The sequence below is a fragment of the Umezawaea sp. genome (assembly GCF_057122925.1).
Genome location: NZ_DBNGPQ010000039.1, coordinates 19,875 through 35,416 on the forward strand (window position 1 = coordinate 19,875; position 15,542 = coordinate 35,416).

The following is a 15,542-nucleotide window of genomic DNA, read 5'->3' on the forward strand; positions in this document are numbered from 1 at the left end:
CTGTCGGCGGCGGAGCGGCCTGCCATCAGGGTTTCCCCTGACCCCCGCCTGATTCACCCCCCAGGAGGGACCGGCCGCCTCGACGCGGTCATCAGAACAAGCTGGGGCGTGGGACCTCCTGGGCCACGGCGAAGGCGTCGTGCCACTTCACGCCGTCGCCCGCGAAGCGGGTCCCGGTGGAGGTGGCCACGTAGACGTCCGCGGCGGCGCCCCTGGTGAAGGTGACGACGTCGTCCTTGCCGTCGCCGGTGACGTCGCCGACGCCAGGCAGTTCGTCGCCCACCGCGAAGTGGTCGTGCCAGCGGGTCGACGTGCCGAACGACGTCCCGTTCGACAGCGCCGCGGTGACCGCTCCGTCCACGAAGGACACCGCGTCCGCTCGCCCGTCGCCGTTCACGTCGCCCACGGTCGACCGGGCGGGCAGCGCGTCGTGCCAGCGCCAGGCGTCCTGCACGAACCTGGTCCCGTCCGACAGCGAGGCGTACGCCGCGCCGCCGGTGAAGGTGACGACGTCGTCCCGACCGTCGCCGTCCACGTCGCCGACGGCGGGCCGCTCGGCGCCCACGGCGAAGTGGTCGTGCCACTTCACCGCCGTGCCCGCGAAGCCCCTGCCGGTGGACAGCGCCACGAACACGTCGGCCGCGTCGCCGCGGGTGAACGTGGCGATGTCGTCGCGGCCGTCGCCGTCGAAGTCGCCGACCAGCGGCACCTCCGCGTCGGCCGCGAAGAAGTCGTGCCAGCGCCAGCCGTCCTGCACGAACCGCGAACCGTCCGACAGCGCCACGTAGACGTCCGCGCTCGCGCCACGCGTGAACGTGGCCACGTCGTGCTTGCCGTCGCCGTCGAAGTCGCCCGTCACCGGGATCTCGTCCTCCACCGCGAAGTGGTCGTGCCACTTCACCCCGGAGCCGACGAACCGCGTGCCGTCGGACCTGGCGACGAAGACGTCCGCCGTCGTCGACCGGGTGAACGTCAGCACGTCGTCGCGGCCGTCGCCGTCCACGTCGCTCGTCAGCGGGTGCGTCGTGCGGGCCGACACCACGGCGCTCGGCGCACCCGCGTTGCCCGCGCCGTCGACCCCCACCACCTGGTAGTACCAGGTTTGCCCCTCGCGCAGCGCCCGGTGCGTGAACGAGGTGCTGGACGTGGTGCCCAGCGGGGCGAACGGCCCGGAGGCCGAGGTCGAGCCCAGCACCCGGTACGAGCGGGTGCCCACGTCGTCGGACGACTCGTCCCACGTCAGGCGCAGCGAGTGGACCTTCGTGCCGGTGAACGCCACCCGCCCCGGCGCGGACGGGCCGGTGGTGTCCGCGAAGGGCGGCACCAGGCTGTCCACGGCGTACCGGGCGGCCGTCCACGGCCCGCCGGACGGACGCAGCTCGACCGTGACCGCGGACTTGCCCGCCGTCGCCGGCGCGGGCAGCGCGTAGGTGTCCTCCAGCCAGCGCGACACCGCGTTCCCCAGGGGCTGCGACCAGGTGCCGACCGCCACGCCGTCCACGAGCACCTGAGCCCGTTGCCCGGCGCGGTCCTGGTCGCCCAGCCTGCGCAGCAGCACGCCGTTGTTGGTGGCCGCGACCGCCACGCGGAACGACGTCGGTCCGGACGACGAGCGCACGTCGTCCCGCACCACCACGTCGTCCTGGTCGCCCTCGAACCGGCCGTCCAGCGCGGCCTGCCCGCCACCGGTCTCGGACCAGGAGTGCGCGGACCGCGACGCGGCGTCGCCCGCGTCCACGGTGTCCGTCCGGCGCACGGCGGGTTCGGGGCGCGCGTAGAGGAACGCCGTGGACGAGTAGTCCGCCCGCACGTCGTCCTGCGGCCCGTGCTCGATGCCGAAGTCCAGCGCACTGGCGTAGCCGACGGAGTCGGCCAGCATCAACCGGTACGTGGCGTCGCACTCCCCCGCGCAGCCACCGGTTCCGACGAGGTGCCGGGTGTTGCCGTTGAGCGGGTTGGCGAACTCGCCGCGGTCGAAGTACCAGCCGCCCTCGTAGAAGTCCTCGGTGCCGGTGCCGTGCAGCTGCGGGCTGGGCGAGCCGTCGACGTGCACGCGCTCGTCGCCCTCCAGGTACCCGCGTCCGGCCGGGCCGCGCATGGTGTGGCTGACGCCGACGAACCGGCCGCGACCGGACGCCGAGACGAACGGCCAGTCCTGGCCCGGAGTGGTCGTGCCGGACCGGGACTGCGTGGTGAACCAGCCCGCGGCGCCGCCGGGCCCGAGGTCGGTGCTCCACCGGCCGTCCGGGGCGGACGTCACCTCGGACGACACGTCCGGCACCGCGGCCGAACCGGTGTTCACCAGCTCCACCAACGCTGCCGTCCGGTACGGCATGGGCCACCAGCTCGACGACCAGCCCGCCGGGTCGACGGCGGTCATCAACGACCCGATCCGCCGCGGCGTGCCCAGGCCGGCGCCGAAGAACTCGGCGACCGGACTGTCCACCGTGGTCCGCCCGTCGAAGGTGATCCGCAGCCGCAGGGAGTCCGGCGCGCCGCGCAACCGCAGCGCCGAGACCGCGCCGGGCCCGGTCAACGACGCCAGGGTGGTCCTCTCGCCCGCCGCCAACGAGAACGTGCGAGCGGCGGTCGTCGCCCCCGCCGCCGCGGGCTTCGGGTCGCGGGTGCCCGCCGCCCGCAGCATCGCGATCACGTCGTCGGCGCGGTCGTCCGGGTCGAACGCCACGACCCCCGCCGACGTGGGGAAGTGCCGGTAGGTGACGTGGTGGAAGTTCGGGTTGTGCTCGACGGTCACCTTCATCGAGGACCGGTACGGCATCGGGACCTTCACGTGGACGCCACCGGAGCTCTGGTCCGCGGTGGCGACGAGCGGGGGCACGAACGGCGCGCCCTGACCGCCCGACACGAGGTCCTGCAACGACCGGTCCACGACGGCGCGCCCGTCGAGTTCGATCCGGATCCTGCCCGCCCCGGTCAGGTCGCCGGTCGGTCGACCGCCGGAGGCCTGGGTGAACCAGAGCGACGCGATCTCGCCCGCGCCGGTGTCCTCGGCGATGACGCAGCCCTGCGCCTCGGTGCGCAGGCACGAGTCCCGCCCGGAGAAGCCGTCGTCGTTCGAGCCGTCCCGGCCGAAGCTGGAGAACTGCCGGGTGCGCACGCCCGGCGGGGTGATGGTGGCGAGCTGGTCGAGCCGCCGGTAGGTGTCCCAGCCGTGCGCGCCCACCCCGGGGGCTGCCGTGGCGGCGTGTGCCGACGGCACGAGCAGCGCGGCGGCGGTCAGCGCCACCGCGGCGAGTCCGATCCTGCGTGTGTCCACGACGGACCTTTCGGTGCGGAGGGGGACGCCGGGTCGCGGCGTCCCCCTCGGACGGGATCAGGCCCCCGGAGGGCTGACGTAACCGGAGATCAGCACGTTGCGACCACCGGCCCGCGCGGTGACGGGGTTGATGGTGGTGGCGGCCACCCGCGACGTGGTGGGGCTGTTGCCCCAGTTGCCGTTGATCGTCGTGATGGTGCCGTTGGTGTTCACCGCCGAGACCACCGAGACGTGGCCGCCGGTACCGGAGCCGGGCTCGCCGTAGACCACCCAGTCGCCGACGGCCGGGGTGCCGAGCTGGCCCGCCGGGCGGCGCTTGAACAGACCGCGGTCGACGCCCCACTTGCCCAGCGCGGTGGCGACGTAGCTGCCGCGCGGCGTGCCCGCGATGCCCGCCCGCTCCCACGTCCAGGTCGCGAACATGGCGCACCAGTCCAGCGTGCACGGGCCGTACTTGGTGCAGCCGGGGTAGGACACGCCCACCTCGCCGCGCGCGATGTCGCCGATGCCCTGGCGCAGCGACGAAGTGCCGCCGAGCACGAACGTGGCGATGTCGGCCTTGCGGTCGCCGTTGAAGTCACCGGTGCGCGGGACCTCCGTGCCGACGGCGAAGTGGTCGTGCCACTTGACCGAGGTGCCTGCGAACCCCGTGCCGGTGGAGGCCGCGACGTAGACGTCCGACGCCGCCCCGCGGGTGAAGGTCGCGATGTCGGTCTTGCCGTCGCCGGTGAAGTCGCCGACCTCGGGGATCTCGTTGCCGATGGAGAAGAAGTCGTGCCACAGCACACCGTCGCCCACGAACGACGACCCGTTCGACAGCGCCACGTACACGTCACCGACGTCACCGCGGGTGAACGTGACGACGTCGACCTTGCCGTCCCCGTTGAAGTCGCCGGCGTCGACGACCTCGCCCCCGATGCCGAAGTGGTCGTGCCACACCGAGGACGTGCCGAAACCCGTGCCGGTGGACAGCGCCACGTAGACGTCGGCGGTGTCGCCGCGGGTGAAGGTCGCGATGTCGTCCTTGCCGTCACCGTTGAAGTCTCCGGTCAGCGGGACCTCGTTGCCGATGGAGAAGAAGTCGTGCCACAGCACGCCGTCGCCCACGAACGACGACCCGTTCGACAGCGCCACGTACACATCGCCGACGTCACCGCGGGTGAAGGTCGCGATGTCGTCCTTCCCGTCGCCGTCGAAGTCGCCCACGAGCGGGGTCTCCACGCCGACGGCGAAGTGGTCGTGCCACTTGACCGAGGTGCCGGCGAAGCCCGAACCGTTGGACAGCGCCACGTACACGTCCGCCGCGTCACCGCGGGTGAACGTGACCACGTCGTCCTCGCCGTCACCGTTGAAGTCACCGGTCAGCGGGACCTCGTTGCCGATGCCGAAGAAGTCGTGCCACCTCCAGCCGTCCTGCGCGAACTTCCCGCCGTCGGACAGCGACACGTAGACGTCGCCCGTCGGGTCGTCGGCCGACGCGGCGGGTGTCGCCACCGCGAGCCCCGCCACCGCGGCCGTGCCTGCCAGCAGCGCGGTGAACACCTTCCTGAACACGTTGTCCCCCCTCATCACAGGACCCCCGGCGCCGGGATCTCGGCGCCGATCGCGAAGAAGTCGTGCCACAGAACACCGTCGCCCGCGAACCCGGAACCGTTCGAGAGCGCCACGTACACATCACCGACGTCACCGCGGGTGAACGTGACGACGTCGTCCTTCCCGTCGCCGTCGAAGTCGCCGACACCGGGAAGCTCCCCGCCGACGGCGAAGTGGTCGTGCCACACCGACGACGGGGCGAAGGAGGTGCCGGTGGACAGCGCGACGTAGGCGTCGCCCGCGTCACCGCGGGTGAACGTGACGACGTCGTCCTTGCCGTCGCCGTTGAAGTCGCCCACCGACGGCAGCTCGCCGTTGATGGAGAAGAAGTCGTGCCACAGCACGCCGTCGCCCGCGAAACCGGACCCGGTCGAGAGCGCCGCGTACACGTCGCCGGACGAGCCGCGGGTGAACGTGACGACGTCGTCCTTCCCGTCGCCGTCGAAGTCGCCGACACCGGGGACCTCGCCGCCGACCGCGAAGTGGTCGTGCCACTTGACCGAGGTCCCGCTGAAGGCGGAACCCGTCGACAGGGCCACGTACACGTCCGCCGCGTCACCGCGGGTGAAGGTCGCGATGTCGTCCTTGCCGTCGCCGTTGAAGTCCCCCACGGCCGGGATCTCGGTGCCCGCGGCGAAGAAGTCGTGCCACAGCACGCCGTCGCCCACGAAGCCGGAACCGTTCGACAGGGACACGTACACGTCCGCGACGGTGCCGCGGGTGAACGTCGCCACGTCCGCCTTGCCGTCGCCGTTGAAGTCACCGGTCAGCGGGATCTCGCCGCCCACCGCGAAGTGGTCGTGCCACTTGACCGACGTGCCGCTGAACGCCGTGCCGGTCGACGCCGCGACGTACACGTCGGACGCCGCGCCGCGGGTGAACGTGGCGATGTCGGCCTTGCCGTCACCGGTGAAGTCGGTGTCGCCGCCGCCCACCACGACGTCGGTCCGGCTCGGCGCGACCGTGTCGTACTGGTAGAGGTTGTGGTTGTTCATCAGCGAGATGACCTTGCTCGCGTAGTTCGGGTCCGTGGCGTACTTCTTGGCCACCTCGGTGATGAACCGGTTCGGGTCGTGCCGGAACGGCAGCGCCCCCGCGTAGTTCGCGCTCGTCGTGAGCAGCCTCCCGTAGTCGCGGAACGAGTCCCGCACGGACGCGTACACCCGGAAGTACGCGGTGACGGTGTGGCAGCCCGGCGTGCACTCCGTGGTGGAGTACGCGCGGCAGCCGGTCGCGATCGGACCGGGCGTGCCGGGCGCGGTGCACTTGAACCCGAAGTAGTTGCGGTCGTTGACCGACAGCCTGCTGCCGCCCCACGCCGACTCCAGGATCGACTGGCCCACGGTGACCGAGGCCGGGATGTCGTACTCGGCCATCACCGCCTGCGCCGCCGGTCCGGCCACCGCGAGGTACGCGGCGGTGTCGGCGGCGATCGTGACCGCCGAAGCCCGCACCTGGTCCTGGTTCGGCGTGCTGTCGCCGCCCGCGCGGGCGGTGCCCGCCGCCGTCGCGAACACCACCACCGCCAGCACGAGCGCGCCCACCCCGCGCCCCGTCCCCGTTCTGCTCCTCATGCGCTCCCCAGCTTCCCTGAGACCGGGAGGTCGTTTCCTCCCCCTCGGTCCGGGACGCTAGGGACGCGTTCTCAAGGAACCCTGCGGGATTTCTGCGACCAGCGGTTCCCGCGCCTCCCGGCTGCCGTGGTGGGCGAACAGGGTCCGCGCCTCCTCCCTGGCGGCCCGCGCCTCGTCGGGCTCGTCGAGGGCGTCGAGGGCGATCGCCAGGTCGCGCAGGCTGCGGGCCCGCCACAGGGGCAGGCCCAGCGCGTCCCACCAGCGGATGGACCGGGTCAGGTGCTCGCACGCCTCGACGGGTCGGTCGCGCACGAGGTCCAGCTCACCCAGCGTGCGCAGCACGAGCGCTTGGCCGAACCCGTCCTGCATCGAGTGGCAGGTGTCGAACGCCTCGTCCAGCAGTTCCGCGGCCTCGGCCACCTCGCCGAGCCGCAGCAGCGACTTCGCCAGCGCCTGCGCGGTGTAGGCGGCGCTGAGGCGCTGACGGCCCGCGCGGATCACCTCGTGCGCCCGCCGGGCGTCCCTCGCGGACTCGGCGTACCGGCCCGCGGCGCGGTGCAGGATGCCGCGGGTGCGCAGCGCCATGCCCACGCCGAACTCGTCCTCCGACTCCGCGTAGAGCCGCGAGGCCCGCTCGCACTCGGGCAGGGCGGCCTTCACGGCGCCCAGTTCGACCAGCGTGGACGCCCGCAGGTGCGCCGCCCGCGCCAGCACCCGGTGCTCGCGCAGGTGCGGCTCGGCCGCGTCGAACTCGGCCAGCGCCTCCACCAGCCTGCCCTGGTCGCGCAGCACGCCGCCGAGCAGCACGCGCAGCACGGCCCGGCCGCCGGTGTTCCCGACCAGGGCGTAGGCGTCGGCGGCCTGCGTGTAGTAGTCGGCGGCCTCGTCCAGCCGGTCCTGCTCGCTGCGCAGCCACCCCAGCCCCGCCAGCAGCAGGCCCTGGGCGGCGTGGTCACCGGCCTCACGGGCCGCGCCGAGCGCGCTGGTGTGCGACCGCCACCAGCGGGCGAACTGGTTCTCCACGGCGAACGTCGACGCGCACAGCACCGCGGCGAGCCGGGTCGCGGCGGCCACCGACCCCAGCTCGGCCAGCCGTTCCACGGCCGCCAGCAGCGCGGACTGCTCGGCGGCGAACCACGCCGTCGGGTTCGTCCGCACGGTCGCGAGCCACCCCGCGGGAGGTTCCACGCCGCCGGTGGGCTCCGGTCTGAGCACCCACGTGCGGAAGTCGACCGACACCCGTTCCACGACGCCCGCCCAGCACCCGACGGCTCGTTCCACGGCCGTCAGCAGGGCGTCCCGCTCCTCCTCGGCCTCGGCCCGTTCCCAGGCGAACGTCCTGGTCAGGTCATGCGGCCGGTACCGGGACGAGCCCGTGCCGTCCACACCCGTCACGTCCAGCAGCTGGGCGCGGACGAGAGCGTCGACCACGTCCTCGGCCTCGTCCACCGGCACGTCCAGCAGCACCGCGACCAGCCACGCGGTGAAGTCCGGCAGCCCGAACCAGCCGATGCGCCGCAACGCCGTCCGCTCCGCCTCGGCCAGGCCCGCGTAGCTCAGCGCGAGGCTGCCTCGCACCTCCAGGTCGCCGACCGCGAGCTCGTCCAGCCGTCGCCGCTGCTCCCCCAGCCGTTCCGCGAGCCGGGCCAGCCGCCAGTCCGGCCGGGCCGCGAGCCGGGCGCCCGCGATCCGCACCGCCAGCGGCAGCCGCCCGCACAGCCGCACGATGTCGCGGGCCCGGTCCTCCTCGGCGGCGCACCGGTCCGCGCCGACCAGGGACCCGAGCAGCGCCAACGACTCCTCGTCGGTCAACTCGCCCAACTCGACGTGCGACACGCCCTCCAGCGCGGCCAGCCGGGTGCGCCCGGTGATCAAGCACCCGCACCGACCGGCGGGCAGCAGTGGCCGGACCTGGCGTTCGTCGGCGGCGTCGTCCAGCACGACCAGCAGCCTGCGTTCGGCGGTGACCGTGCGGTAGAGCGCGGCCAGCTCGTCCGGGTCCTCGGGCACGGCCGTCGCGGGCACGCCCAACGCCCGCACGAACCGGCCCAGCACGTCGACGGGCGCCACGCGGTCCGGGCGCGATCCGAGCAGCCGGGCGTGCAGGACGCCGTCCGGGTAGCGGTCGCTCAGCCGGTGCGCCAGGTGCACCGCGAACGCCGTCTTGCCGGTTCCCGCCTTGCCCGACACGGCGACCAGCGGCACGTCCGACCCGGTCACGGCGGCCAGTTCGGCGGCCCGCCCGGTGAAGTCCACGACGTCGGGGGGCAGCTGGCCGGGCGTGGTCCGCACCGGCGCGTCCTCGACCGCGGGCTCACCGGCGAGGACCCGGTCGTGCGCGGCCCGCAGCTCCGCCCCCGGTTCCACGCCCAGTTCCTCGACCAGCAGCCTGCGCGACTCCCGGTACGCGGCCAGCGCGTCGGACTGCCGCCCCTCCCGCGCGAGCGCCAGCACCCACCGGCTGCGCAACCGCTCCCGCAGCGGGTGCAGGTCCACCAGCGCGGCCAGGTCGGCCGCCCGCACCGGGCCGCCCACGTCGAACAGGTCCTCGTGGACCGCCGACCACGCCTCCTCCAGCACGGCCCGCCGCCCGTCCGCCCACCGACCGACCGCGCCGCCCAGCGGGGCACCCCGCCACAACTCCCTCGCACGGGCGAACTCCCGTGCGGCCCCGCCGCGGTCCCCGTCCGCCAGCGCCCGCCGACCAGCCGCGATGGCCGCGTTCCACACCTCCAGGTCGGACGGCGCGTCCAGCAGGTACCCGCCGCCACGCCGCACCACCACACCACCCACGACCCGCCGCAACGCCGACACGTGCGTCTGCACCGCGGCGCGGGCGTTGTACGGCGGCCGCTCACCCCACAGCGCGTCGACGATCCGCTCGATCTCCACCACCTGCCGTCCACCGACCACGAGGACGGCCACCAACGTGCACGCCCTGCGCCCCCCGAGCGCGAGAGCCCCCTCCGCCCCCCACGCCTCCACCTGCCCCAAGATCCGGAACTCCACGTCTTCCCCCCGTTAGAGAACTCGCCCCCACTCCTACCAGACGGGCTATGGGGAGAAGGGGGAATTGGAGCAGGAGCCGCAGGCAGGACGACACCGGAGGCTCGGGCGGACACGGCGAAGCCGGTGACGCGCGCCTACAACGCCGTGCGCGGTGGAGGAGGTCCACCTCCTCGACGGCTACCCGGCCCGGAGGAACCGGTGCCGGCGTTGACCGGCGCGCGCGGCGAGTGCACCGGTGTGCTCGCCCGCACCGACCGGTGGCCGCCCCTCCCTTCGAGGGCCTGCCGCGCGTGCGGAGCCGTCGACGCCCCGCTCGACCAAGAAGGACTCAACGAACTGAAATCCGGGCGGCACAAAGGGGTTCCACCGGACTACGCTCGGATGAGGACCGATCAACAGCCACGGTCGGCGCGGACCCGAGGGAGCTACCGAAGTGGTGGAGACGCACGACATCGCCCGCCCGCCCGCCGAGCTGAGCGCGGCCCTCGCGGCCATCGGCAGCGCGACGGCCAGCGCCGAACTCAGCCGCATGGGCATCCGCAGCGCGTTCATCCGCGGCCCGGTCTCGGTGACCCCCGGCGTGCGCGTGGCGGGCCCGGCGCTGACGCTCCAGTTCCTGCCGAAGCGGGAGGACCTCTACCCCGTCGACGAGTACGCCGAGCCGGAGAAGCAGCTGCACCGGCACGTCATGTACCACGCCCAGCCCGGCGACATGATCGTCGTGGACGCGCGCGGCGACATGGGCAGCGGTGTGTTCGGCGAGATGATGCTGACCTACTTCAAGGGCCGCGGCGGCGCGGGCGTGGTGGTCGACGGGTGCCTGCGCGACGTCGGCGAGGCCAAGAAGCTCGGCCTCGGGCTGTGGATCCGTGGTGCCACGCCGAACTTCCACGCGCAGACCGACATCGTCCCGGTCGCCGTCAACGTGCCGGTGGCGTGCGGTGGCACGCTCGTCGAGCCGGGCGACATCGTCGTCGCCGACGACGACGGGGCGGTCGTGGTGCCGGTCAAGCTCGCGCCCGCGCTGGTGGCCGTCGCCCAGGAGCACGCGGAGTGGGAGGAGTTCTCCCGGATCCGACTGGCCGAGGGCGGCGACCTGCGGCTGTACTACCCGCTGTCGGAGGAGGCCCGGCCGGAGTACGAGCGGTGGCGCGCCGAGCGCGGCCCGGCCTGACGGGCGCCCTCAGCTCCACGGCCGGTCGCGGCTCGACGGTCGCGGCTCGACGGTCGCGACCGCCGGGCTCACCGACGGGCACCACCCCCAGCTCCACAAACGGTCACGGCCAGGACCGCAGGCAGCAGCACCACAACCGGACCTGGCCCAACCGCCCCGACCACCGGACTCACCAGCGGGCAGCACCGTCAGCTCCACAGCCGGTCGTGGCTCGACTCGGAGTCCCAGTGCGTCGTCTCGGCGAAGAACACCGGGTCGCGCGGGTCGAGGTGGCGGCGCAGCAGCTCCTCGTCGATGTCGCCGAACCCCAGCCCCGGCGTGTCCGGCACCGCGATGTGGCCGTCCTGGATCAGCGGGCGGGGCAGGTCGGTGACGAGGTCGCTCCAGAACTCCACGTCGGCCGCGTGGTGTTCGAGCGCGAGGAAGTTCTCGGTGGCGGCGGCCAGGTGCACGCTGGCCATCGTCGCGATCGGTGACGCCGCCAGGTGCAGCGCCATCGGAATCCCGCGCTCCTGCGCGTAGTCGCCGAGCCGCTTGGTCTCGGCGATCCCGCCCGCCGTCGCCGGGTCGGGGTGCACGACCCGGATGGCGCCCGCGTCCAGCAGCGGCCGGAAGCCGGCGAGCAGGTAGATGTCCTCCCCCGTGCACGTCGGGACGGCCACGGCCGTCGTGAGCTGGCGCCACTGGTCGGTCAGCTGCCACGGGATCAGGTCCTCGATCCACGCCAGGGTGAACGGCTCCAGCGCGCGGCCGATCCGGATGCAGGAGTCGAGGGCGATGTGGCCGAAGTGGTCGGCGGCGAGCGCGACGTCGTAGCCGACGACGGAGCGGACGACGTCCACGTAGGACGCCAGGTGCTCGACGCCCTTCGCGGTGACCTGGATGCCGGTGAACGGGTGCATCGTCGTCCGGTCCGCGCGGGCGCCGGGCGGCGCGATCAGCGCCCCCGGCACGTCCCACAGCAGGTTGACGCCCACGTCCATCTTCAGCATCGTGAACCCGCGCTGCTTGCGCTCCAGCAGCCGCGCGCCCATCGCGTGCGGGTCCGGCAGCGACGGTGTGTCCGCGTAGCAGCGGACCTCGTCCCGGAACCGGCCTCCGACCAGCGCGTGCGCGGGCACCCCGTACGCCTTGCCCGCGAGGTCCACCAGCGCCATCTCGACACCGGAGACCCCGCCGCCCTGGCGGCCGTGGAACCCGAACTGCTTGATCTTGCGGAACACCTTGTCGACGTTGCACGGGTTCTCGCCGACGAGCCTGCTCTTGAGCACGAGCGCGTAGGTGGCGCTGGCCTGGTCGCGCACCTCCCCGTAGCCGACCAGCCCCTGGTTGGTGTCGATCCTGATGATCGACGAGCGGAACGGAACCCCGGCCACCTTGGCCACCCGCAGGTCGGTGATCCGCAGGGCGCTCGGCCGGGACGCCGTCGAGACGTGCTCCTCCGTGATGGCCGGGGTCTCGCTCATCCCTTCACGGCTCCCGCGGTGAGGCCCTCGGTCAGGAACCGCTGCCCGAACCCGTACATGACCACGACCGGGATGCTGATCAGCAGCGAGGCCGCGGCCAGCTGCCCCTGCGGCACGACGTCACCGAAGATCATCGACTGCATCCCGACCGGCAGCGTCTTGTAGTCGTCCTTGGTGATGAACACGAAGGCGAACAGGAACTCGTTCCACGCGTTGGTGAGCGTGAACAGCGCGACCGCGAGCAGACCCGGTTTCGCCAGCGGCAGCACGATCCGGATGAACGCCCCGAACCGCGTGCAGCCGTCGACCAGCGCGGCCTCCTCGAGGTCGGCCGGGATCGACTTGAAGTAGCCGACGAGCAGCCACGTCGCGAACGGCAGGGTGAACGTGGGGTAGGCCAGCACGAGCGACCACAGCGAGTCGTTGAGCCCGATCCCGCTCATCATCTGGTACAGCGGGATGAACAGCAGCGCGCCCGGCATCACGTAGGTGAGCAGGATCGTCACCGTGAAGCTCTCCGAACCCCGGAACCTCAACCGCGCCAGCGCGTACCCCGCCAGCGCCGCGCAGACCAGGGCTATCGCGGTGGACGCCACCGACACCAGGATCGTGTTGAGGTACCAGGTGCCGAACGCCCTGCCGGTGAACAGGTTGGTGAACTGCTCGGTGCTCCACGGGGTCGGCCAGAGGTCGTCGGTGCGCGCGACGATCTGGGAGTCGGACTTGAAGGCCGTGACCGTCATCCAGTACAGCGGGGCGAGCACGAAACCCAGCAGCCCCAGCATCGCGACCCCCGTCCCGGTGCCGCTGACCACCCGCGCGGCCAGCCGGTTGCCCCGCGCGGCGAGCGCGGAGACGAGCCGTCCGACGGCGGCCGCGAGCACCACGAACACGCCCAGCACGAACGCGGCCTTCCACACGATGTGCGGCGACGCCCAGACCAGCACGAGGACCGAGCCCACGACGACCACCCACGGCAGCGCCCGGCGCTGAGCGGGGCTCAACCGCCTGCGCCCCAGGTCGGCCGCGCCCGGTTGGTCGCTGCGCCGCATCATCCGCACGAGGAGCACCACGAGGACGGCGACGATCGGCAGCATGACCACCGTGACCGCGGCGCCCGCGCCCAGTTGGAGCTGGAGGATCGCCTTGGAGTAGGCCACCATCACGTACGGGGCGGTGGCGTCCCCCGGTCCGCCCTGGGTCATCAGCCAGATCAGGTCGAAGTTGTTGAACGTCCAGATCGACGACAGCAGCACCGTCACGATCATGATGTTGCGCAGCCCCGGCAGCGTGATGTGCACGAAGCGCTGCCACGGCGAGGCGCCGTCCACCATCGCCGCCTCGTAGAGCCCGCTGTCGATGGCCTTGAGCCCGGCGAGGAACGTCACCGTGAAGAACGGGATGCCCTTCCAGACGTTGACCAGGATGACCGCGGGCATCGCGAGCGCGGGGTCCGACAGCCACTCCGCGGGCCACTTGTCGACGAGCCCGACGGCGGCCAGGGTGGGCCCGATCCCGGAGTCGGTGAGCAGGACGTTGACGCTGCCGAAGATCGGGTCGAGCAGGGACCGCCAGGTGAAGGCCGTGACGACCGTCGGCACCACCCACGGCAGCAGGATCACCCCGGCGAGTAGCGCCCGGCCGCGGCGCATGTGGTGCAGCATCAACGCCGCGATGAGGCCGAAGGTCACCTTGAAGATCTCGGCGTACGCGGTGAAGACGAACGAGTTGAGCACGCCCCTGTGGAACACGGCGTCGTCGATGAGGGCGGTGTAGTTGTCCAGCCCCACGAAGACCGTCTCCGCGCCGTGGCGCTCGGTGGCGCTGGTGAGGATGGAGCTGATGATCGGGAACAGGATGAGACCCGCGACCAGCAGCAGCGTCGGCCCGACGAACACCGCGGCGAGGCGCCAGTCGCGCCCGAGCAGCCGCTGCGACCTGGTGAGCGAGGACGACGCGCGCGGCGCCGGGCGGACCGGCGCCGGGCGCGGGCGGACGACGGTCACTGCTTGTAGCCCTGCTGCTCGAAGACCTGGACGATCCGGGCGTGGGTCGAGGCGACGGCCTCGGCGGGCTTGGTGCCCTGGATGACCGCCTGCATCATGTCGGTCAGCAGGTAGGCCGCGGTGGCGGCCTGCTCGCCGGGGCTCGGGGCCTGGGGGAACGAGTAGCCGGTCGTGGTGGTCAGCGGGAGCGCCGTGCGGGTCTGCTCCCGCAGCGCGGGGAAGGCCGGGTCACCGCTGGTGTAGTACGGGTCGGAGTCCCACACCTTGTCCCACGACGGGTTGACGAGGCACGGCGCTCCCTTCGCGACACCGAGCAGCGCGCTGCCGCCGACCATGAACTTCGCCACCAGCCTGGCGAGCTCGGGGTTCTTGGCCCCCTTGAACACGACGAACGAGTTGGACTCGCCGAACGCGAGCGGCTTGTCGATCGCCGGTCCGGTGGCGCCGTTGAACGGGTGGGTGTTGGCGTAGACCGGGTTGTTCTTGGTCTTCGAGTCGGCGTAGACGCTGAACTGGTTGAGCGTGAGCCCCAGGATCTGGGCCAGCCAGTTCTCGTTGTTGCTGGAGTCGGTCCAGCTCCCGACCCCCGGTGGCAGCATCGGCGCGTACTTCGGGTTCGTGTAGAGGTCGCCGATGAACGTGACCGCGGCGACGGTCTCCGGCGAGTTGAACACCACCTTCGTGCCGGTGTTGTCCGCCATCGCCCCGCCGTAGGTGTTGATGACGTTGGCGATGAAGCCGTTGGCGTCGCCGGAGCGGTTCACCGTCAGACCCCAGCCGAAGCGCCGCTTCGCCGGGTCGGAGACCTCCAGCGCGTTGTCGCGCAGCTCCTCCCACGTGTAGTGCGGCTTGAGCGGGAGACCCTTCTCCTCGTACCAGTCCTTGCGCAGGTACATCGCGGACGCGATGAAGTGGTAGGGGATCGCGAACCAGCGCCCGTCGAACACGCAGTAGTTGGCGGCCTCCGTCGCGGGTTCCCCGTAGAGCGTGCGCATCTCCTCGACCACGTCGGTGACGTCGGTGAGGGCGCCGAGGTTGTGGAGCTGGCCGACGAACCGCCGATCGCTCATGAAGGCGAGGTCGCGGTTGGTGCCCGCCCTCACCTCGGAGTCCATCTTCGCGACCATGTCGCCCGCGTCGCCGGAGACCAGGTCGTTGTGGACGGTGGTGCCGGTGGCTTGCGCGAACACCTGCAACGACCGGTCCAGCGCCTGGTTGGCGGCCTCCGAGTACAGCTTCTGCGAGAGCATCCCCACCGACCCGCCGCGGAGCGAGGCCGCTTGGTCGAGCAGCGCCTGCGGCACCTGGACGTCGACCTGCGGCGGGGCGGGGCTGCCCCCGCACCCGGCGAGACCGAGCACGCCCAGCGCGCTCATCCCGAGGAACGTGCGCCTCGTTAAGGCCGTCTTCTCTTCCATGACCACTCCTCTCGCGTCCGACCGG

Annotated in this window: 8 protein-coding genes; 1 reads left to right on the forward strand and 7 read right to left on the reverse strand. The window is 72.4% G+C overall.

Annotated features, from left to right (window positions below; translation table 11 throughout):
- Nucleotides 1-91: 91 nt before the first annotated feature.
- From AC156L_RS05845 to AC156L_RS05860, 4 genes are read right to left on the reverse strand one after another with little or no spacing between them, the layout of a single operon-like run.
- Complete coding sequence (locus tag AC156L_RS05845; RefSeq protein WP_330876238.1) at nucleotides 92-3,277, reverse strand: DUF2961 domain-containing protein; 3,186 nt, start codon at nucleotides 3,275-3,277, stop codon at nucleotides 92-94.
- A gap of 57 nt (nucleotides 3,278-3,334) precedes the next feature.
- Nucleotides 3,335-4,831: an FG-GAP-like repeat-containing protein gene (locus tag AC156L_RS05850; protein ID WP_484406658.1), complete on the reverse strand. Its 1,497-nt coding sequence runs from the start codon at nucleotides 4,829-4,831 to the stop codon at nucleotides 3,335-3,337.
- Nucleotides 4,832-4,845: 14 nt separating this feature from the next.
- On the reverse strand, nucleotides 4,846-6,444 hold the full coding sequence (locus AC156L_RS05855; protein WP_330876240.1) for a glucosaminidase domain-containing protein: 1,599 nt from the start codon (nucleotides 6,442-6,444) through the stop codon (nucleotides 4,846-4,848).
- Between the two features lie 57 nt (nucleotides 6,445-6,501).
- Nucleotides 6,502-9,453 carry an AfsR/SARP family transcriptional regulator gene (locus tag AC156L_RS05860; RefSeq protein ID WP_330876241.1) on the reverse strand — a complete coding sequence of 984 codons (2,952 nt, stop codon included), beginning with the start codon at nucleotides 9,451-9,453 and terminating at the stop codon, nucleotides 6,502-6,504.
- Between the two features lie 433 nt (nucleotides 9,454-9,886).
- Between AC156L_RS05860 and AC156L_RS05865 the strand changes: the two genes are divergently transcribed.
- Nucleotides 9,887-10,627 carry a ribonuclease activity regulator RraA gene (locus AC156L_RS05865; protein ID WP_330876242.1) on the forward strand — a complete coding sequence of 247 codons (741 nt, stop codon included), beginning with the start codon at nucleotides 9,887-9,889 and terminating at the stop codon, nucleotides 10,625-10,627.
- Between the two features lie 188 nt (nucleotides 10,628-10,815).
- Here AC156L_RS05865 and AC156L_RS05870 read toward each other — a convergent pair whose 3' ends face one another.
- Genes AC156L_RS05870 through AC156L_RS05880 form a run of 3 tightly spaced genes read right to left on the reverse strand, consistent with a single transcriptional unit; the run spans nucleotide 10,816 to nucleotide 15,517 of the window.
- Nucleotides 10,816-12,093: a mandelate racemase/muconate lactonizing enzyme family protein gene (locus AC156L_RS05870; protein WP_484406659.1), complete on the reverse strand. Its 1,278-nt coding sequence runs from the start codon at nucleotides 12,091-12,093 to the stop codon at nucleotides 10,816-10,818.
- The gene (locus AC156L_RS05875) at nucleotides 12,090-14,099 is read right to left on the reverse strand and encodes an ABC transporter permease (protein ID WP_330876244.1); all 2,010 of its coding nucleotides are present in this window, start codon (nucleotides 14,097-14,099) and stop codon (nucleotides 12,090-12,092) included. Before AC156L_RS05875 ends, AC156L_RS05870 begins: the two co-directional genes overlap by 4 nt.
- On the reverse strand, nucleotides 14,096-15,517 hold the full coding sequence (locus tag AC156L_RS05880) for an ABC transporter substrate-binding protein (protein WP_330876245.1): 1,422 nt from the start codon (nucleotides 15,515-15,517) through the stop codon (nucleotides 14,096-14,098). The genes AC156L_RS05875 and AC156L_RS05880 overlap by 4 nt, the downstream gene beginning before the upstream one ends.
- Between the last annotated feature and the right edge of the window lie 25 nt (nucleotides 15,518-15,542).